Consider the following 19,732-nt stretch of genomic DNA (forward strand, 5'->3'; position numbering starts at 1 on the left):
TGGTGGTGGGGATGTGTCTGGGCGGTGTGGCGGGGCTGGCGTGTGGGAGCATCAGCGGCATCGCCATTGGCCGAGGCCCCACCGTGGCGCGGGTCCAGATGGCGGCCATCCTCGCCAGCCTGACGCCGATGCTGCTCTGGACGGGGACGACGAACGCGTCCTACGCCGGCGCGGTGGCGGCCAGCGCGCTGGTGGCCTTCCTGGTGAGCGCGTTCCGGCTCCCGCTGTACGCGCTGGAGGTGCTGGCGTCGGCGGTGGCGTATGCGGTGGAGCGCTGGACGGGGCGGCCCACCCTGGGCTGGGTGCCGGTGCGTCACCACAACCTCAGCTACCTGCCGCATCCCTTCCTGGGGCGACACCTGGCGCTGGCGGTGCGCTCGCGGCCGGCGGAGGTGCTGGCGGTGGCGGATGCCTGCCTGCGCTCTCCGGGCAACATCGTGGTGGGCTGGCCGTGGGTGGTGCAGGCGCTGGAGTCGGCGTCACCGGAGCGGGCAGGGGAGCCCCGGGCGTGAGCCGCTGAGTTGCCTCGCCGCGCGGCTCCGGTAGCCTGCGCGGTGATGGAAGGAATGCTCGACGCGTTCATCGCCTTCATCCGCGCGGAGCGCGGGCTGTCTGGCAAGACGGTGGACGCCTACGCCGCCGACATCAACGTCTACTTCGAGGACCTGCGCGCCCGCGGCGTCTCCGACGTGACGCGGGCGCGGCAGGAGGACGTGTCCGCGCACCTGGCCGCGCTGGGCAAGCGGGGCGTGGGCAAGCGCAGCCAGGCCCGGCACCTGGCGGCCCTGCGCGGCTTCCACCGGTTCCTCGTCGCCGAGCGCATGGCGGACAAGGACCCGACGGAGGACCTGGACACGCCCCGCTCCCCCCGGAAGCTGCCGTCGTTCCTCACCCTGGAAGAGGTGGAGCAGCTCCTGGCGGCCCCGGACGAGCGCACGTCCACGGGCCTGCGCGACAAGGCCATGCTGGAGGTGCTGTACGCCACCGGCCTGCGCGTGAGCGAGCTGTGCGGCCTGGGCATCAACGACGTGCAGCTCACGGCGGGCTACCTGGTGGCGAAGGGCAAGGGCGCCAAGGAGCGGCTCGTCCCGCTGGGGAGCGTGGCCATCGAGAAGGTCCAGGCGTACCTGGCGGAGTCCCGGCCCGCGGTGCTGGGGCGGCGCAAGTCCCAGGCGTTGTTCGTCACGCCGCGAGGCGCTGGCTTCACCCGGCAGGGCTTCTGGAAGCTGCTCAAGCGGTACGCGCTGAAGGCGGGCATCGCCAAGCCGCTGTCGCCGCACAAGCTGCGGCACTCGTTCGCCACGCACCTGGTGGAGCGCGGCGCGGACCTGCGCGCCGTCCAGCAGATGCTGGGGCACGCGGACCTCGCCACGACGCAAATCTATACCCACGTCAACGCGGCCCGGCTGCGGTCCGTGTACGACGCGTTCCACCCGCGCAGCGACGTCTTCGTCCCCAAGGCGAAGAAGCCGCGCGCCGCCGCGCGGTAGGGGGCGGCCCGGGCGCTCAGCTCCCCACGCTGTGGATGGGCAGGCCGAACGGGTCCGTGTGGGCCCGCCGGGGCTCGCTCCCTGGCAGCGGGGCCACGCGAATCAGCCCGGAGGCCATCAGCCGGTGCACGGAGCGGGACGCGGCCAGCTCGCCCATGGCCGCCGTGCGCAGGGCCTGCCGGATGCTCCGGCTGCCGCGCAGCTTCGAGTACAGGTACAGGTCATCCGCCGTCAGGTCGGGCGGGGTGGGGCGCGGAATCGGCTCGAAGACCAGTCGCCCGTCCAGCGCGAAGAGCTCGTCACTGAGCGCCAGCGTCAGGCGAATCTCCGCCTCGCGGTACAGGGCATGGGCCTCGGGGACGGGGCCTCGCTCCAGGATCTGCGCGGCCAGGGCGACGGCGTGGTCATACTGGCCGGCTTCGAGGAAGCGCTTCACCAGGGTGAGCAGCTCCTCCAACTCGGCGGCCTCGCCCAGCCGGGGGCCTCCGGCCTTGCGCGGGGCCAGGGCACCCCGCCGGTACAGGTGCAGCACCCAGCGCGCGGCGAAGAGCGGGGCCTCCCGGGCGCTGGCCAGCATCTCTCCCAGCGTGGCGCCGCTCGCCGCCAGGTCCAGCAGGACGTCCTCCTCCTCCGAGTACGTCTCCACGGCGAACTCTCGGAAGACGCGGAACGTCGCGTCCATGCGGGGGAAGATGTCGCGGAACATGGACCACTCGCGCTGCCGCGTCACCGCGTCACGGTGCAGGGTGGACAGCGACAGCTTGAGCCCAATCGCCCGGGTCGCGGGTGGCAGGCCGGGGGTGAACTCCACCTCGCCGGACTCCCAGGCGTAGCAGTCGAAGAGGGACTCACGCGCCTTGTGCTCCAGGGCCTCGATGAGGCGGGGCAGCTCCACGAAGCAGCGCTGGACCAGGAAGGTGCCGTAGGGCATGCGCGCGCCCTCGGCCGCCTCGAAGGCCGCCGCGGCGCGGGGCGCGTCCAGGATGCGGAGGTTCACCAGGACCTGCGCCAGGTGCTCGCGCGGGTCGTTGGAGCTCTCGCCCACCAGGTAGCCGTCCTTGACGTGGAAGCAGCGCCGCACCGCGCCGCGCTCCACCCGCAGCACCCCTTCAACCCCGGGCGCGCTGAACAGCGGCGGCATCACCAACTGCAAGCGATAGCTGGCGAGACTTCCGTTGAATGGCTCCATGCAGGTGCTTCCTCCAAGGTGGGTGGGCCCGCGTGAGGAACCCCCAGGGTACCGGTGCACCCCACCGTGATTCAATTGCAAGTGCCTGGATTTGCTCGGGATTTCCTGGCGGAACGCAAAGTTCCAGGGAGAGTCCGTCTTGACTTCGAGTACTGGACGGAGTCGTGACTCGGGCAACGGACGGTTGCAGGGCCGCGGCGGGTGTGCGAACGAGCCCTGTCGATTCCCGATTCAAGGTTCAAGCCCCTATGCGGATTCTCTCAGGAGTGCAGTCGTCCGGCAGGCTGCACATCGGCAACTACTACGGCGCGCTCCGCCAGTTCGTGCAGCTCCAGGATGAGGGGGAGGGCTACTACTTCATCGCCAACCTGCACGCGCTCACCACGGTGCGGGAGCCCAAGGCCGCGCTGGCGCTGACGCGCGAGGCCGCCATGGCCTACCTGTCGCTGGGGTTGGATCCGAAGAAGGCCGTGCTCTTCCGGCAGAGCGACGTGCGCGAGGTGCTGGAGCTGTACTGGATTCTGGGCACCGTGACGCCGCACGCGCACCTGGAGCGGGCGCACAGCTACAAGGACAAGGTGGCCAAGGGCATCAGCCCGGACTTCGGCCTCTTCGCCTACCCGGTGCTGATGGCCGCCGACATCCTGCTCTACAGCGCGGACTTCGTCCCGGTGGGCAAGGACCAGATTCAGCACATCGAGTTCGCGCGCGACTGGGCGGTGAAGTTCAACACCCAGTACGTGCCCGGCTACGACCCGGCGGACCCGGAGGGCAAGGAGCGGGGCCACGCGCCCGGCATCCTCAAGCTGCCCGCGGCGCGCATCCAGGAGGCCACCCAGACGGTGCCCGGCGTCGACGGGCAGAAGATGTCCAAGTCCTACGGGAACACCATCGAGCTCTTCGGCGACGAGAAGGAAATCAAGAAGCGCATCATGTCCATCAAGACGGACTCCACGCCGGTGGACGCGCCCAAGCCGGTGCCCTCGAACCCGCCCCCTGCGGGGCTGGTCAGCGACGCGCCGCTTTATGACCTGCTCAAGCTGATGTTGCCCGAGTCCGACTTCGCCGAGGTGGACGCCACCTGGAAGGCGGGCGGGAAGGGCTACGGCGACTACAAGAAGAAGCTCCTGGAGGCCTACCACGCGGCCTTTGGCCCGGCCCGTCAGCGGTACGCCGAGCTGGCGGCCGACCCGGGAGAGGTGGAGCGCATCCTCCAGGACGGCGCCAGCCGGGCCCGGGCCGAGGCGACCCGGCTGATGGACCAGGTCCGCAAGGCCGTGGGAATCCCATGAGGCGGTGTGCCTGAACGGGCTTTCACTGCCGATTGTTTGACCCACCTGGGGGGCACTGGTATGGGTGTGTGTCCTCCAGGCTCGTGCCCGCTGCCTAAGAAAGTCGGGCCCTTACGCGATGACGCGCCCCCACCCATCCCGTTGACGCCACCCAGGACATCCGGTGAGTGAGGAACGTCGCTCGCCGGCCGATGAGGCCCTTCGTGAAGGGGAGTTGCCGCGGAGTCCTGGCGACAACTTCCGCATCGCGCTGCCCAATTTCGAAGGTCCGCTGGACCTGCTGCTCCATCTCATCAAGGAGCATCGGGTCGACATCTTCGACATCCCGCTGGCGCTGATCACGGAGAAGTACCTCGAGCACCTGGAGCGGATGCGGGAGATCAACCTCGACATCGCCGGGGAGTTCCTGGTGATGGCCTCCACGCTGGCGCACCTCAAGAGCCGCATGCTGCTGCCCCGGCAGGACGCCGTCGCGGCGCAGGAGGGATCGGAGGTGCTCTCGGTCGCCGAGGAGACCGAGGACCCGCGCGCGGAGCTGGTGCGGCGCCTGCTGGAGTACCAGAAGTACAAGGACGCCGCCGAGCAGCTCGCCACGCAGGACCTGCTCGGCCGCGACGTCTTCGCCCGCAACGTCCCGGTGGAGGCGGTGCCCATCCCGGAAGAGGAGGTGGGGCTCCAGGAGTTCAGCGTCCTCAAGCTGGTGGAGGCGCTCGATCGGGTGCTGGAGCGGTTGCAGCCCAAACTGCAGCACGAGGTGGTCCGGGAGCGCGTGACGCTGTCCGAGGCCATCCTCCGCGTAGTAGAGCGTCTGCGCCCCCATGGACAGGTTCTGTTTGAAAGCTTGTTCACGGAAGAGGACACCCCGTCGCGGCAGGAGGTGGTCATCACCTTCCTGGCCATCCTGGAGATGGTGAAGCGGCGGCTCATCCGGGTGGTGCAGGACGAGCCGATGGGGCCCATCCTGCTGCTGCCCAACGGGGACGCGCTGGAGAAGCTGGCTCCCACGGAGGTCGACGACAGTGACTACCGGTAGCAACGGACCGCAGGATGAGACTCCCGAACCGGGCACGCCCGGCGGCCCCGGCCCGTTCTCCGAAGAGGAAATCGCCGCTGTCACGGGCCCCGGCCCGGCGGACGAGCTGGACGAGCTGGAAGCGGCCTCCATCGAGGAGGACTCGGACGAGGCGCCTCCGGACCTGGAGACGTCGTTCGAGAAGCTCCTCTCCAAGAGCCGCAAGCTGTCCACGGACCGCGTCCGCACCGTCATCGAGAGCGTGCTCTTCGTGGCGGAGCGGCCGCTGTCGGTGGACGAGCTGTACATGGCCACCGGCATCGAGCGGGAGCTCATCGCCGAGGCCCTCAACCAGCTCTCCGGCATCCACCGCGACGGCATCAGCGGCATCGTGCTGTATGAGGTGGCGGGCGGGTGGCAGTTCCGGACGGACCCGCATTCAGGTGAGTATGTCCGGCGTTACCTGCGGGTGAAGCCACAGCGGCTGACCCGGGCGGCGGTGGAGACGCTGGCCATCATCGCGTACCGGCAGCCGGTGACGCGGCCGGAAATCGAGGACATCCGCGGCGTGGACTGCGGCGCGGTCATCAAGGCGTTGATGGACCGCAAGCTGGTGAAGATCCTGGGCAAGCGCGAAGAGGTGGGCCGGCCCATCCTCTATGGAACGTCCCGTGAGTTCCTGGAGTTCTTCGCCCTGAAGGACCTGTCGGCCCTGCCCACGCTGCGTGAGTTCCACGAGCTGACGCAGGAGCACCGGGAGATCGTCGAGAAGGAAGACAAGCCGGCGCCCCCGGCGACGGGGACGGTGGAAGCGCTGTCGGACCCGGCATTCACGAAGCGGATGGAAAAGAGCGCGGCGGCCAGTGAAGCCGCGCTGGAGGACCTGGAGGAGGCCATGGCGGCCGCGGACCGGACACACAAGGTCAGCTCCAGCGTCCTGGACACGACGCCCCCGAAACCCGAGACGGGTGATACGACGGGGCCCAAGCCCGAGTGACGGGCAGCATGGAAGAAGGATGGTATGGCGGCCGAACGACTACAGAAGTACCTGGCCCGCGCGGGAGTTGCTTCGCGCCGGCATGCAGAAGAGCTGATTACCGCGGGCCGCGTCGCGGTGAACAACAAGACGGTGACGGAGCTGGGCAGCCGGGTGGAGCCCGGCACGGACCTGGTGACGGTGGACGGGACGCTGGTCACGCCTCCGGATGAATCCTCCTACTTCCTGCTCTACAAGCCCGTGGGCGTCGTGACGACGCTGTCGGATCCGCAGGGCCGGCCCACGGTGGCCAACTACGTGGAAGAGGTGGGCAAGCGCCTGTTCCCGGTGGGACGCCTGGACTACGACGCCGAGGGCGCGCTGCTGTTCACGGATGATGGGGCGCTGGCGCACAAGCTGACGCACCCCAGCTTCCAGGTGCCGCGCATGTACCTGGCGAAGGTGAAGGGCGAGCCGGACGTGGCCACGCTGGACAAGCTGCGCGGCGGCGTGCGGCTCGAGGACGGCATGGCCACGCCTGTGTCGGTGGGTGTGTTCGAGGCCGCGGAGCGGAACACCTGGCTGAAGATTGTCGTGGCGGAAGGGCGCCCGCACCTCATCAAGCGGCTGTGCGCCGCGGTGGGGCACCCGGTGGTGCGGCTGTTCCGTCCGTCCTACGCCGGCGTGGGTGTGGAAGGTCTGCGCCCCGGCCAGCTGCGCCCGCTCAAGACGAGCGAGGTGGAGCTGCTGCACTCGGTGTCGGATGGCAAGAGCGTGCCGCCGACGGGGGAGCTGAAGCTGCCTCCGCGCCGGCATGGCCGCGCGGCTCCGGGCTTCGACTCGGACGACGAGGCGGAGCTGTCCATGGATGACGATGCGCCCGTGGCGGCCAAGCCCGCGCGCAAGGCGCCGGCCCGTGCGGCCAAGGCCGCGGCGGGCGGGGCGAGCCTGGCGCGTTTCGGACGGGCCAAGGGGGCGTCGGCCGAGGGCAAGCCCGCGCGCCGCTCCTTCGGTGGTGACGACGCCAAGCCCGCGCGTCGCTCCTTCGGTGGGGACGACGCCAAGCCCGCGCGCCGCTCCTTCGGTGGGGACGCCGCCAGGCCCGCACGTCGCTCCTTCGGCGGGGATGACACCAAGCCCGCGCGTCGCTCCTTCGGCGGGGATGACACCAAGCCCGCGCGCCGGTCCTTCGGTGGTGACAAGGCAGCCGCGCCGCGTGGACGCTCCTTCGGTGGGGACGACACCAAGCCCGCACGTCGCTCCTTCGGTGGGGATGACGCCAGGCCCGCACGTCGCTCCTTCGGTGGGGACGACGCCAGGCCCGCGCGTCGCTCCTTCGGTGGGGACGACGCCAAGCCCGCGCGTCGCTCCTTCGGTGGGGATGACGCCAGGCCCGCGCGTCGCTCCTTCGGCGGGGATGACGCCAAGCCCGCGCGCCGGTCCTTCGGTGGTGACAAGGCAGCCGCGCCGCGTGGACGCTCCTTCGGTGGGGACGACACCAAGCCCGCGCGTCGCTCCTTCGGTGGGGATGACACCAGGCCCGCGCGCCGGTCCTTCGGTGGTGACAAGGCAGCCGCGCCGCGTGGACGCTCCTTCGGTGGGGACGACACCAAGCCCGCGCGTCGCTCCTTCGGTGGGGATGACGCCAGGCCCGCGCGTCGCTCCTTCGGTGGGGATGACGCCAGGCCCGCGCGTCGCTCCTTCGGTGGGGATGACGCCAAGCCCGCACGCCGTTCGTTCGGCGCTGACAAGGCAGGCCCGCCGCGTGGCCGCTCCTTCGGTGGCGACAAGGCAGGCGCGCCTCGCAGCCGTGGCCCGGGTCGATCCTTCGGTGGTGCCGAGGGCGGCGCCCCCAAGAGCCGTGGCCCGGGCCGTCCCGAGCGCCGCGACTGGAGCGCGGGCGGTGACGCCGCGCCTCGTACTCGCGCACCGCGCGCGGGTGGCGAAGGCCGTCCTGAGCGCAAGACATGGGCTGCTGGCGGTGGCGCTGGCCGGGCTCCACGGGGTGAAGGCCGTCCGTACTCGCCCCGTTCCGGAGCCGCGGGTGCTGGCCGCCCGGAGCGCCGTGAGTGGAAGCCTCGCGCTGAAGGGGCCGACGCGCCGCGTGGCCGGGGCGGCCCTCGCCGTGAGGGCTCCGAGGGCGGACGCCCCGCTCGCTCCACCTGGACGCCCACCGACGAAAGCGGGAATCCCCGTGAACGCGTCGTCCGGGCCGGGGCTCGCAAGGGTCCTCCCTCCGAGAAGTCCGGCGGATTCCAGGACTGGGGCAAGAAGAAGGAGCGGGCAAGCGCCCCCAGTTGGAGCAATGATCGTCCCCGAGGCGGCGCGGGCCGGCCGCCTCCCCGCGGCGGCGCGGGCCGACCGCCTCCCCGGGGGCCTCGCCGTCCGCGTTGATACCTGACGCGGTGGATTGGGCGGGAATCGAGGGGGATTGATATAACCGGCGCCGACTCCTACACCGTTTCCCTCACCGGAGACCGATGCGAACCGGCGCACGCCCCCTCATTCTCGCACTTGCCCTGCTCCTCGGCTGCAACGGCAGCAGGGACCAGCTTCTCGCGGACCTCCAGAGTCCTCGTCCAGAGGTCCGCGCGCTCGCGGTGAAGAAGCTGGCCGGGCAAGGCAACCCGGATGACCTGGTCCTCTTCACTCGCGCGGCGAAGGACTTCGCCGCCATCGTCCGGGCCGAAGCCGCCGTGGCGCTGGGGGAGAGCCAGGACGCCCGCGTCGTGGACCTCCTGGGCGAATTGCTCGAGGACCAAGACGAAGAGGTCCAGGGCCGCGCCGCCATGGCGCTGTCCAAGGTGAATAACGAAAAGGCCAAGGCTTACCTCACGCTCCAGTACGGGCGGCGGGGCCGGGCCACGCGGCAGGTCATCGTCCAGGCCCTGAAGAACGCCAACGTTCCGGGCGCCATGGCGGAGGTGGTCGCCGCCGAGGCCCGCACGCAGTGGGATCGCAACCAGCTCGCGTTGACCGAAGGCGCGCTGCCCGAGCGCGTGGGCGCCGCCGAGGAGCTGGGCAAGAGCGGCCGTCCCGACGCCGTCAACCGGCTGCTACCCTTGGTTCGCGACAGCCAGGTCATCCTCGCCGCCGCCGCCGTGCGTGGGCTGGGTGACGCCGGGGACAAGCGCGCGGTGGGCCCCATCACGCTGCTGCTGGAAGAGAACTTCCCCGAGCTGCGCGAGTCCGCCATCCACGCGCTGATGAAGCTCCGGGATCCGGTGGCCACGCAGCGCCTCCAGATGGTGGCGGTGGAGAAGAGCGTCGTCAGCCCGCTGGCCATCGAAGCCATCGTGTCCTTCCCCCGGACGCCGCAGACCGATGCCTCGCTGTGCGCCATCGTCATGGAGGGCGCACCGGCGGAGGCGCTCGTCGCTGGCCGGAGCATGCGCACGCGCGGGGGCTGTCCGGTGGACCCCATTGGCGAGCGGCTGGCACGGCCGGCCACGGCCGCCAGCGGCCTCCAGGCCGTCGAGGGGCTGGGACCCGCGGCGCTGCCGCTGCTCGGCAAGGTGGTGCCCTGGCTGAGCCATCCGGACGCCACGCTGCGCCTGCTCGCGGTGGAGGCCGTGGCGGAGGTGGGAGATGCCTCCGTCGTGCCCGCGTTGCAGCTGCTCTACGAGCAGGAGGCCAAGGGCCTGGAAGCGCTGCGCGCCGACTGGGTGACCCAAGCGCTCCCGGAGAAGTTTGGCGTGGGGTTCGACCCTTCGACCATGCCGCCCACCCCGTCGACGCCTGGCCTGAAGGATGACCGGCCGTCGCGGCACGCGGACCTCCTGGAGCGCGTGAAGGTACTCAATGCCGCCCGGGTGCGTGAGTCCGGACGGGACGTGGTGCGGCACCGCGTGCCCACCGAATTGTACGACGACGTGGCGCCGGAGCGGCTGGTTCCGCTGGCGACGCTGCTGCGAGCGTTGGGGACGCTGAAGGCGCCCGGAGCCTTGGAGCTGCTCACCGGTTACGCTCAGGACTCCAGCGCCGCGCTGCGCGTGGCGGCTTTGGTGGGACTGGCGCGGCTGGGCCCCGAGGGCGTCAACGTGGCCAAGGCCGGGCTCGTCGAGCCGGACCGCGACCTGCAGAAGGCCCTGGCCCAGGCGCTGGCGGAGGCCGGCGAGGCGGGGCAGGCCGCGCTCATCGAGCTGCTGCCGAAGATGGGGAGCGAGAAGCTGCTGGTGCTGGATGCGCTCACGCGTGCCGGCGGTGTGCCGGGCTCCGCTTCCGCGCAGCTCCAGGCCGTGGTGCGCGAAGGTGGACCGGAAGCGGCGCTGGCGGCGGCCCTGTTGGGACGGCTCCAGGCGAAGGACGCGGTGCCCACGCTGGTGAAGGCGCTGGACGAGCCCAACAGCGTGGCCCGCCGCGACGTGCTGCTGGCGCTGGGGAGCATTGGCGACGCGCAGGCGGCGGACGCGGTGGCCAAGGACCTGTTCCACGACCTGCCCGAGATTCGCGCCGCGGCGGCTTCGTCGCTCCGGAAGCTGGGCAGCGCCGCGCATGCGGACCAGCTGGAGGCCCTCAAGGCGGACTACTTCCGGACGGTGCGTGAGGCCGCGGGCGCCGCACCGGGGTCCGAGAGCACCGCGTCGGAGGGCGCTCGCTGATGGAGCTGCGCAAGCTCAAGGACAAGGCGTCCGAGGCTTTCACCAAGGGACGCTTTTCCAAGGCGGCGGAGCTCTACGAGGACTACTGCCGGGCCGAGCCCAAGGACCATCAGTCGCGCCTGCGCTCCGGGGATGCCTGGGTGAAGGCGGGACAGCGGGACCGGGCCATCTCGGCGTACCAATCCGCCGCGGAGGGTTTCGCGCGCGAGGGTTTCCTTCCGCGCGCCATCGCCGCGAGCAAGCTCATCCTCGAACTGGACCCCGCGCACCGCGGCGTGCAGCAGATGCTCGCGGACCTGTACGCGCGCCGGGGTACGCCCATGGGCGTCCGGGCCCGGGGCCCGATGAGCAACGCGTCGTCCGTGACGGTGAAGGCGTCCGCCGAGCCTCCTGGGACGTCGCGTCTGCCCGCGGCCGTCCGGGCGGCCGTCGCCGCCATTGATTTGGGTGAGGATGAGGCGGCCGGCGGTTCCTCGGCGGACCTGTCCGCGGAGCTGCCTCCAGCGCGGGTGCTGTCCACCGACGCGTCCTCGCGTGACACCGAGGAAGTCGTCCACTCGGTCGAGGTGGGGCTGGCTTCGGAAGAAGGGACCGCTGGCGTGGAGGTGACGTTGGACGTGGAGCCCGTCGTGGCAGGGGAGCGGGTGGACGACGCGGTGGCTCTCCCCGAACCGGAGGCTCCGCCGCTCGCGACCCGGATTCCCGCGGTTCAGCCCGGAGGCGCGCGTGCGGCGACGAGCTCCTTGCCGCCAGGACTGGCACCGCGTGCGTCGCAGCGGCTGCCCGCCGTGGGTGCGGCGCGCGCGCCCGAACCCGCGCCGGCCGCACCGCCACGCTCCGTCTCGAACAGCGGCCGCTGGCAGGCCCTGTCGTCTCCCATCACCACGCAGCCAGAGGCGCCCACCGCTTCTGACGCCGCGGCGTCCTCCTCGCCTCCAGGACTCCGGCCGCGCCGTGCCGACGCGCCGGTCCCCGCGGGCGCCACCGCGCTCCCGGGCCACGACCTGTCACCCGCGCTGGGCGCCTCCTTCCGGACGGCGACGAGCCCGTCCTCCTTCACGGAGTTGGAGCTGGAGGCGGACTCCCTGTTGCACGCGGTGGAGCTGGCCGCGCAGGCGGCTTTGAGTCGACAAGGCCTGGGGGCCACGTCCATCAGCGACGGCCTCGAGGAAGAGATCTACAGCCTGACGGAGGAGGTCCCTCCCGAAGCGACGTCCCTGGACGCGCTGCCCACGATTCCGCTCTTCTCGGACCTGCCTCGAGACGCCTTCATCGAGCTGTTCGAGCGCTGCCCGCTGCGCCGCTTCGGACCGGGCGAGCGCATCATCGACCAGGGCAGCCACGGCGACGCGTTCTACGTCATCTGCGAGGGCGCGGTGCGCGTCTTCCGGACGGAGGACGGCCAGCGCCACGACCTCGCGACGCTCGAAGGGGGCGCCTTCTTCGGGGAGATGGCCCTGCTCTCCGGCGCCGCTCGCACGGCCTCCGTGGAGTCCGCGTCCGACGACTCGCAGCTCCTGGAGATCTCCGCGGGGGTGCTCGCCGAGCTGTCGCGAAGCCACCCGCAGGTGGCCCTCGCCCTGAAGAAGTTCTGCCGCCAGCGCATGCTGACGAACGTCATGAACACGTCGAAGCTGTTCCGGCTCTTCGAGCGGAAGGACCGGCGCGACCTGGTGGAGCGCTTCCGCTCCCGTGACGTCGAACGGGACGCGGTCGTCATCCGCGACGGCGACCCGACGGACGGCCTCTACGTGGTGTTGTCCGGCGAGGTCGAGGTGCGCAAGGACGGCCACCTGCTGACGCAGCTCCGGGAAGGGGAGGTGTTCGGAGAGATTTCCCTGCTCCAGAAGACGCCCGCCACGGCGACCGTCACCGCCACCCGGCACACCACGCTGCTGCGGCTGCCGCGCGCCGACTTCGACGCGCTCATCTCCAGCCACCCGCAGATCCTGGCCCTGATCTCCGACCTGAGCGACGAACGGCTCCGTCGCACGCAGCGCGTGCTGACCGAAGCCGGCGTCGAGGAAGACCTCATCCTCGTCTGACGTCAGCGGACCTTGGCGAGGTAGTCGTCTCGCGTCACCAGGCCGCGCGTCTCCAGGAGCTCCAGCATGGCCCGCAGCGAGCGGGCCTGCTGGGCCACCATCCGCTCCAGCCCCGCCACCTGCTGCGTCAGCTCCTCCACGCGCTGGGTGAGCTCCGTCTCACGGCCGGGCTGCGCCAGGGTCGCCGAGGAGACCGCGCGCACGGCCAGGGACAGGGGCGCGCTCTCGACCGGGGGCGCCAGCTCGAAGGTGGGCTCGTCCATGCCGAAGGACAGCGGGGTCGCCGTCGTGGAGGTGACCTCCCCGTGGTAGTGGCGGCGGATGGCGCGCTCGATGGACGAGGCGCTCGCGACGACCACCTGCAGGCGCTGGCCGCAGTGGAAGGCCAGCTCCTGGAAGGCCTCCACGTTGGTGGGGTCGGCGGAGGCGACGGTGAGCGTCTTCGCGGCCGGGTCCGCGGCGATGGGGAAGACGGTGTAGCGCTCGGCGATGTCCGCCCGGAGCGCCTGCAACACCACCGCGGACGGAGTGTGCTGCTCCAAATCCACCGTGGGGATGGCGAGCTGTCGCGACAGCGCGTGGACCATGGAGCTCTCGTCCACGAACCCCATCTGCACCAGGGTGAGGCCCAGCTTTCCGCCCCATTTGCGTTGTTCGGCGAGGGCGGAGCGGAGCTGGGTCTCCGAGAGGAGCCCGGCGTCCATGAGAATCTCCCCAAGCCGGCGCTTGCGGCCAGGGAGCGAGGCAGAGGGTGTGACAGGCGGCTGTTTCACGGCCGTGAAGCATAGCAGCCAGTCGGGCACGACCGGAGGCCCGCCAACACCCTGGAGGCCGGGGAGGAGCGTGAGGGCACGGAATGGGGTAGAACCGTCCCTCCATGACGCGACGGATACTGCCGTTTCTCGCACTGCTGCTGGCTTCGGGCTGTGCGTCGCAGCGCCTGGCTGGCGCGGACCTGGACCGCGTCCGGCGTCCGGCCTTCATCTCCCGCATCAAGGACGGGGCCGGCCCCAAGAGCCACGTGTTCCGCGAGGACTCGGCGTACCGGAACAAGCTCAAGAAGCTGGAGCCGGTGGAGGCGGACCGGCGGCTGACGGTGAAGCTGCTCCAGGCCGTCACGCGCTTCGAAATCTCCGAGCGCCTCCGGGTCACCACGTTGTCGCAGCTGCCGCGTGAGTTCCCGTGGACGCACGTGGTGGACCCCGCGCAGGTGGCCTCGGTGCTGGAGAGCTTCCTGGTGGAGGAGGTGCCGGCCAACGCGCCGGACTACGACCTGGTGGCGTCGCTGGGCGCGGACACCATCGTCGAGTTCGTCATCGAGGACTACGGCATGCGCAGCGACGACGGCCGCGCGGGCGCGTACCTGCGAGGCTATGGCCGCATGTTCACCCTGGACGGGCGCGCGGAGGTGTGGCACCGCTCGTTCACCATGGACCAGGTCGCCGAGGGCAAGGCGCACCTGGACCCGTTCAAGGTGGGCAAGGACCCGTCGCTCTTCCGCGAGGCGATGACGGCCATGCTGGACGACGTGGCGCGGCTGTTCGTGAAGGACCTGACGCCCACCGACCGCGGCGGCGCGCCGCCGGCCCGGGCCTCCGCGGCGGGGTCGGACGGCGCTCCCGGCAAGGCGGGGGCGCCGGCACCCGAGGCGACGAAGCCTCCGGAAGACGGGCTGGCGCCCGGCGAGCTGCCGGACCCCGACCCCTGAGTCACCCGGCCTTCTTCAGAACAGCGCGTGCTCCACCAGGAGCACCGTCAACCCCACGAAGAAGCTGACGAGCGTCACCGGGAGGCCCACGCGGAGGAAGCGGAGGAAGGTCATGTTGACCTTGCCGCGCGCGGCCTCGAACACGATGAGGTTGGCCACGCTGCCCACCAGCGTGAGGTTGCCCGCCAGCGTGGAGCCGAGCGCGAGCACGTGCCAGCCCAGCTCCACGTCGTGCAGCGCGGGCACCCACGTCCGCGCCAGCATGACGAAGGGCACGTTGCTGAACAGGTTGGACGCCACCAGCGTCAGCCCCGCGAAGCCCAGCGTCTCCCGCAGGGGCGGGCCCGCCATGAGGGGCCCGAACAGGACGCGGATCTCCTCGGCCCAGCCGTGCTTGTTCACGCCGTAGACGACGACGAACAGGCTGGCGAAGAAGAGCAGCAGCACCCAGTCCACGCGCTCCAGCGCCTCGCGTGGCTCGCGCCGGGACAGGGCCATGACCAGGGCCGCTCCGGCCAGGGCGCTCCAGCTCATGGGCAGGCCGGCGAAGAAGGCCACGACGACCCCGGCCAGCACCACCAGCGTGAGCACCATGAGCCCCTGGTCCACGGGGGGCGGCGGCGGCTTGGGCTCGAAGCGCCTCGTCGGCAGGTCGTGCCGGAAGAGGTACAGGAGCCCGGCGGCGACCACCGCCGTGGAGAGCAGGGCGGGCAGGGCCATGTACGCGGCGAAGCTGGCGTAGGACAGCCCGGACGCACCCTGGATGAGCATGTTCTGCGGGTTGCCGGTGAAGGTCGCCACCGAGCCGCTGTTGCTGCCCATGCACACCGCGAGCAGGTACGGGGCGGGCGGCAGGCGCGCGTCGTCCACGGTGGCCAGCACCAGCGGCGTGAGCATCAAACACACGGTGTCATTCACCAGGACCGCGGACATCACCGCCGAGATGAACGTCACGGCGAGCAGCAGCCGCCGGGGCGTATGGGCCTTGCGCACGGCCCACGCGCCCGCGGTGCGGAAGAAGGCGGCCTGGGACATGTACGCGGCCAGCAACATCATCCCCAGCAGGAGGACGATGGTGTCCGCGTCGATGGCGTGTTGGTTCGCGTCGGCGCTGTGGTTGAAGACCTCGGCGGGCGTGACGACGCCGGCGACGACCATCAGCACGGCGCCCAGCAGCGCGCCCCCGGGGCGGTCCAGCCGCAGGTACGGAAGCCGCGCACCGGCGATGAAGACGTAGGTGAACAGGAAGATGGCGAGGGCCACGGCGCGGCACACTAGTGGAGCGCCCACGCGTCCGCCTCCGCGCGTTTTAGCTGGAGGTCAAACCAATGAGGCGCGCTCCCGCGTTGTTTGCCTCGGTATACGTCTGTACAGTGCCCGGCCCATGAAGCCAGAGAAGGAACCGGGCGCTTTCGGAGGGGCCCGTCGCACGCCGTGGAACGCGCCTCGCGGGCTGGACTCCGTGCTGGACGGGTGGCGGGCGGACCGGCAGCTCCGCTCCTGCTTCGTCCTGGATGAGGCCACCCCCGCGCGCGCCGGCGTCTTCGCGCCCATTCCGGCGGACGTGGCGCCCCAGGTGCGCGAGGCGCTGGAGAAGCGGGGCATCCAGCAGCTCTTCTCGCATCAGGCGGAGGCGTACCGGCTGGCCCGGGCGGGACAGAGCCTGGTCATCGCCACGCCCACCGCCTCCGGCAAGAGCCTCTGTTACAACCTGCCGCTGCTGGACCGCTTCGCGCGGGAGCCCCAGGCGCGCGCGCTGTACCTGTTCCCCACCAAGGCCCTGTCCAGAGACCAGGAAGAGTCCCTGCGCGCGCTGATGCGCGAGGCGGGCCTGTCCCACGGCGCCATCACCTTCGACGGTGACACACCCGGGGATGCGCGCCGGGCCGCGCGGGAGCGCAGCGGCGTGCTGCTCACCAACCCGGACATGCTGCACACGGGCATCCTCCCGCATCACGCGAGCTGGGCGCGCCTGTTCTCCAACCTGCGCTACGTCGTCATCGACGAGCTGCACACGTACCGGGGCGTCTTCGGCTCACACCTGGCCAACGTGCTGCGCAGGCTCCAGCGCGTGGCGCGCTTCCACGGCGCGGACCCGGTGTTCGTCGCGGCGTCGGCCACCATTGGCAATCCAGAGGCCCACGCGCGGCGGATGCTCGGGCGGGACGTGACGCTGGTGTCGGAGAGCGGGGCGCCTTCCGGCGAGCGGCGCGTCATGGTGTTCAACCCGCCCGTGGTGAACGCGGAGCTGGGCATCCGGGCCAGCTACCTCAAGACGGCGGTGCGGCTGACGGCGGACCTGGTGCGCGCGGGCGTGTCCACGCTGCTCTTCGGGCAGTCGCGCAACAACATCGAGGTGATGCTCAAGTACCTCCGCGACCGCTTCGTGGAAGAGAAGCTGGATCCGTCCCTCATCCAGGGCTACCGCGGCGGGTACCTGCCGGGCACGCGGCGCGCCACGGAGGCGGCGCTGCGCGCGGGCGAGGTGCGCTGCGTGGTGGCCACCAACGCGCTGGAGCTGGGCATCGACATCGGCTCGCTGGACGCGGTGGTGTGCGCGGGCTACCCGGGTTCGGTGGCGGCGCTGATGCAGCGGTTCGGCCGGGCAGGGCGGCGCGGTGAGGGGAGCCTGGCGCTGCTGGTGACGTCGAGCGCGCCGCTGGATCAGTACCTCGCCGGCGACCCGCGCTTCCTCGTGGGCTCTCCGGTGGAGCACGCGCGCATCGACCCGGACAATGTGGAGATCCTGGTCCAGCACCTCAAGTGCGCGTCCTTCGAGCTGCCGTTCGAGGAGGGGGAGCCCTTCGGGGACGTGCCGCCGGAGTCCACCACGGAGGCGCTCGGGTTCCTCGCGCAGCATGAGGTGGTGCACCCCACCGTGGGCGAGGCGGGCCGGCGCGTGTTCCATTGGTCCACGGATGCGTATCCGGCCAACCACGTGTCACTGCGCAGCGTGGGCTGGGACAACGTGGTCATCATCGAGAAGGGCACGGACCGGACGCTGGCGGAGATGGACTTCCGTTCGGCGCACACGATGCTGCACGAGCAGGCCATCTACCAACACGAGGCCGAACAGTATCAGGTCGAGCGCTTCGACTACGAGAACCACAAGGCCTTCGTGCGGAAGGTGGCGCCGGACTACTTCACCGACGCGATGACCTACGTGCGCGTGCACGTCATCCAGGAGGACCAGGCCGCGCCCATGGGCCCGGACCTTCAGGCGGGCATGGGAGAGGTGAGCGTCATCGAGAAGGTCGTGGGGTACAAGAAGATCAAGTACCACACGCATGAGAACGTCGGTTACGGCGACGTGGCGCTGCCGGAGATGCAGATGCACACCACGGCGCTGTGGCTGACGGTGCCGGAGACGGTGGTGCGTGCCATGCGGGCGCCGCGACCGGCGGTCATCGATGCGCTTCGTGGACTGACGACGGCGCTGCGCACGGTGGCGTGCGTGGGGTTGATGATTGACCCTCGGGATATCGGCAAGACGCTTGGAAGCCGGGATGACGCGGAGGGACCGCCGCGCAAGGACGGGGGCGTGGGCTTCGACCCGACGGTGTTCCTGTACGACAACGTGCCCGGCGGCGTGGGGCTGGCGGCGCGGCTGTATGACCAGCGGGATGAGCTGCTGAGCCGTGCGCGCCGGCTGCTGGAGTCGTGCACGTGTGAGGATGGCTGTCCGGCGTGCATCGGCCCCGCGGCGGGTGCGATGCCGGGACAGGCGCCCGTGGACCCGCATCCACGCAAGCGACTGACGCTCGAAGTGCTGTCGGCGCTGGGCATCGCGGGGATGCAGTAACCGGGAGGCGCGGCCATGGACCTCAAGCGGAAGCTGGCGCGCCTGACGAGCGTGGGCCCCGGGGGCAAGTCACCCCCGAAGCCCCCCGTGGCGGAGCCACAGGCCGAGCCCGCCGCGCGCGCGGAGGCCAGGCCCGCGACTGGGGCGGAGCTGGGCGTGCCCGACGCGCTCGCCGCGCAACTGGCGAAGCTGGTTCAGGCCCGGCGCATGGATGAGTCGTCCATGCCCGGTGCCAAGGCGGGCGTGCCCGACGCGCCCGCCGAGCAGCCCTCACCTCCATCCGCCCCGAGAGATCCCCGCATCGACAGCCTGCGGCGGATGCTGTCGGACTGGTCGGAGCGCCAGGGCGTGGCCGCCGCGCGACGGGGCACGCCACCGCGGGCGCCGCCGGGCCCACTGCCCGTGGAGTCCCGCGCCACGGCCCACGGCACGGTCCACGTCTCCGAGCGCATCCTCGCCCCGGAGCACCACCACGGCTCGGCGCCCCTCGCCGCGGCGCTGGACGTGGAGGGCTCCCTGGTCGCCAGCCTCGCGCTGCACGCGGACCTGGCGGGCGTGGACTTCCAGCGGATGCTCTTCCTGGACACGGAGACCACCGGGCTCGCCGGAGGGACTGGCACCGTGCCGTTCCTCGTCGGGCTGGCGTGGTTCGAGGGCCGCTCGCTCAAGGTGCACCAGCTCTTCCTGCGACGCCTGGGAGAAGAGGCCCCCATGCTGCGCTCGCTCGCCGAGCGCATGGCCGAGTCCTCCTGCCTCGTCACCTTCAACGGCAAGAGCTTCGACTGGCCGCTCCTGCGCACGCGCTTCGTCCTCAACCGCGTCCCCGCGCCGGCGGAGCTGCCCCACCTGGACCTGCTCCACTGCGCCCGCCGCGTCTTCAAGCACCGGGGCGCCGGCACGCGGCTGGTCCACCTGGAAGACCAGGTCCTCGGCTTCCGGCGCGTCGACGACGTGGACGGCTCGCTGATTCCCGACCTGTACTTCCGCTACCTGCGCGGCGGGGATGGCTCGGCGCTGACGCCCGTGCTGGAGCACAACGTCAACGACCTCCTCCTCCTGGCGGCCCTGCTGGGCGAACTGGTCCGCCGCTTCCGGGCGGGCGGCCCAGGCGCCTCCGTGCCCCGGGACGCGGACCCTCGGGATCTGCTCGGCTTCGCGGGCGTGGCGCTCCGGGCTCGCGACTACGAGCGCGCCCAGGCCTTCGCCCGTGCCGCGGCGGCGGGGGACGCTGGCGCGGTGGGCATTGAAGCCCTGGCCCTGGCCTCGCGGCTGTCACGCAAGGCGGGTGACGCCGTGACGGCGGCGGCGCACCTGCACCAGGCCCTGAAGACGGCCCAGGGCTTCCAGGCCGCGACGCTGCACCTCCAGCTCACCAAGCTGTACGAGCACGGCCTCAAGGACCTCGCGCGGGCGCTGCACCACGCGAAGCTGGCCTCGGCGGCGGAGCTGCCCGTGGACCACCACCGCCGACTCCTTCGCCTGGAGACACGCCTGGCCCGGAGCACTCGGGCGGCCTCACTGGACCTGGGAATGGGGAGCCCTCGCTCGGGGACCTGAGCATCCAGGGCTTCCGCACCGCTGGAATCGGACAGTCGGTTGGGGCGGGACGCTCGCCCC

At 71.2% G+C, this 19,732-nt stretch carries 13 protein-coding genes and 1 pseudogene; 11 read left to right on the forward strand and 3 right to left on the reverse strand.

All coding sequences use genetic code 11. The features are described 5' to 3' along the window. Together HV824_RS13645 and xerD are read left to right on the forward strand one after the other, a co-directional pair. Nucleotides 1–512: pseudogene (locus HV824_RS13645) on the forward strand (hypothetical protein); the annotation flags it as partial. A gap of 45 nt (nt 513–557) precedes the next feature. Beyond that, nucleotides 558–1,490, forward strand: a complete 933-nt coding sequence (xerD, locus tag HV824_RS13650) for a site-specific tyrosine recombinase XerD (RefSeq protein WP_176423464.1) — start codon at nt 558–560, stop codon at nt 1,488–1,490. Between the two features lie 16 nt (nt 1,491–1,506). On the opposite strand, the gene HV824_RS13655 is transcribed toward xerD, so the two are convergent. Further along, nucleotides 1,507–2,679 carry a DUF4388 domain-containing protein gene (locus tag HV824_RS13655; protein ID WP_176417842.1) on the reverse strand — a complete coding sequence of 391 codons (1,173 nt, stop codon included), beginning with the start codon at nt 2,677–2,679 and terminating at the stop codon, nt 1,507–1,509. A 248-nt stretch (nt 2,680–2,927) separates the two neighbouring features. Here HV824_RS13655 and trpS point away from each other — a divergent pair, with 248 nt between their 5' ends. From trpS to HV824_RS13685, 6 genes are all read left to right on the forward strand, one after another. After that, nucleotides 2,928–3,971, forward strand: a complete 1,044-nt coding sequence (trpS, locus tag HV824_RS13660) for a tryptophan--tRNA ligase (protein ID WP_176417843.1) — start codon at nt 2,928–2,930, stop codon at nt 3,969–3,971. 163 nt (nt 3,972–4,134) lie between these two features. After that, nucleotides 4,135–5,004 (forward strand): segregation/condensation protein A, encoded by an 870-nt coding sequence (locus HV824_RS13665; protein ID WP_176417844.1) that lies wholly within the window; start codon nt 4,135–4,137, stop codon nt 5,002–5,004. After that, a complete protein-coding gene (gene scpB, locus HV824_RS13670) occupies nt 4,991–5,980 on the forward strand; it encodes an SMC-Scp complex subunit ScpB (protein ID WP_176417845.1) in 990 nt (329 codons plus the stop codon). The genes HV824_RS13665 and scpB overlap by 14 nt, the downstream gene beginning before the upstream one ends. 24 nt (nt 5,981–6,004) lie before the next feature. Beyond that, complete coding sequence (locus HV824_RS13675; RefSeq protein ID WP_176423465.1) at nt 6,005–8,353, forward strand: pseudouridine synthase; 2,349 nt, start codon at nt 6,005–6,007, stop codon at nt 8,351–8,353. 86 nt (nt 8,354–8,439) lie between these two features. After that, entirely contained in the window at nt 8,440–10,560 is a 2,121-nt protein-coding gene (locus HV824_RS13680; protein ID WP_176417847.1) for a HEAT repeat domain-containing protein, read from the forward strand. After that, the gene (locus HV824_RS13685; RefSeq protein ID WP_176417848.1) at nt 10,560–12,605 is read left to right on the forward strand and encodes a cyclic nucleotide-binding domain-containing protein; all 2,046 of its coding nucleotides are present in this window, start codon (nt 10,560–10,562) and stop codon (nt 12,603–12,605) included. Before HV824_RS13680 ends, HV824_RS13685 begins: the two co-directional genes overlap by 1 nt. A gap of 2 nt (nt 12,606–12,607) precedes the next feature. Here HV824_RS13685 and HV824_RS13690 read toward each other — a convergent pair whose 3' ends face one another. After that, nucleotides 12,608–13,309, reverse strand: coding sequence for a general secretion pathway protein GspE (locus tag HV824_RS13690; protein WP_176417849.1), 702 nt, complete (start codon nt 13,307–13,309; stop codon nt 12,608–12,610). Between the two features lie 173 nt (nt 13,310–13,482). On the opposite strand from HV824_RS13690, the gene HV824_RS13695 reads away from it, so the two are divergent. Further along, nucleotides 13,483–14,313 carry a hypothetical protein gene (locus tag HV824_RS13695; protein WP_176417850.1) on the forward strand — a complete coding sequence of 277 codons (831 nt, stop codon included), beginning with the start codon at nt 13,483–13,485 and terminating at the stop codon, nt 14,311–14,313. A gap of 15 nt (nt 14,314–14,328) precedes the next feature. Here HV824_RS13695 and HV824_RS13700 read toward each other — a convergent pair whose 3' ends face one another. Next, nucleotides 14,329–15,576, reverse strand: a complete 1,248-nt coding sequence (locus HV824_RS13700) for an SLC13 family permease (protein ID WP_176423477.1) — start codon at nt 15,574–15,576, stop codon at nt 14,329–14,331. 121 nt (nt 15,577–15,697) lie between these two features. Here HV824_RS13700 and HV824_RS13705 point away from each other — a divergent pair, with 121 nt between their 5' ends. Further along, complete coding sequence (locus HV824_RS13705) at nt 15,698–18,115, forward strand: DEAD/DEAH box helicase (protein ID WP_255208013.1); 2,418 nt, start codon at nt 15,698–15,700, stop codon at nt 18,113–18,115. Between the two features lie 15 nt (nt 18,116–18,130). Next, a complete protein-coding gene (locus HV824_RS13710) occupies nt 18,131–19,672 on the forward strand; it encodes a ribonuclease H-like domain-containing protein (protein ID WP_176417851.1) in 1,542 nt (513 codons plus the stop codon). Nucleotides 19,673–19,732: the final 60 nt, after the last annotated feature.

Source organism: Myxococcus sp. AM009, assembly GCF_013372605.1.
Classification (GTDB): domain Bacteria; phylum Myxococcota; class Myxococcia; order Myxococcales; family Myxococcaceae; genus Myxococcus; species Myxococcus vastator.

Coding starts and splice junctions, on each gene's coding strand:
- trpS (WP_176417843.1), top strand. CDS start 2,928: ATGCGGATTCTCTCAGGAGTGCAGTCGTCCGGCAGGCTGCACATCGGC.
- HV824_RS13705 (WP_255208013.1), top strand. CDS start 15,698: ATGAAGCCAGAGAAGGAACCGGGCGCTTTCGGAGGGGCCCGTCGCACG.
- HV824_RS13690 (WP_176417849.1), bottom strand. CDS start 13,309: ATGGACGCCGGGCTCCTCTCGGAGACCCAGCTCCGCTCCGCCCTCGCC.
- HV824_RS13675 (WP_176423465.1), top strand. CDS start 6,005: ATGGCGGCCGAACGACTACAGAAGTACCTGGCCCGCGCGGGAGTTGCT.
- HV824_RS13710 (WP_176417851.1), top strand. CDS start 18,131: ATGGACCTCAAGCGGAAGCTGGCGCGCCTGACGAGCGTGGGCCCCGGG.
- HV824_RS13695 (WP_176417850.1), top strand. CDS start 13,483: ATGACGCGACGGATACTGCCGTTTCTCGCACTGCTGCTGGCTTCGGGC.
- HV824_RS13680 (WP_176417847.1), top strand. CDS start 8,440: ATGCGAACCGGCGCACGCCCCCTCATTCTCGCACTTGCCCTGCTCCTC.
- xerD (WP_176423464.1), top strand. CDS start 558: ATGGAAGGAATGCTCGACGCGTTCATCGCCTTCATCCGCGCGGAGCGC.
- HV824_RS13655 (WP_176417842.1), bottom strand. CDS start 2,679: ATGGAGCCATTCAACGGAAGTCTCGCCAGCTATCGCTTGCAGTTGGTG.
- HV824_RS13685 (WP_176417848.1), top strand. CDS start 10,560: ATGGAGCTGCGCAAGCTCAAGGACAAGGCGTCCGAGGCTTTCACCAAG.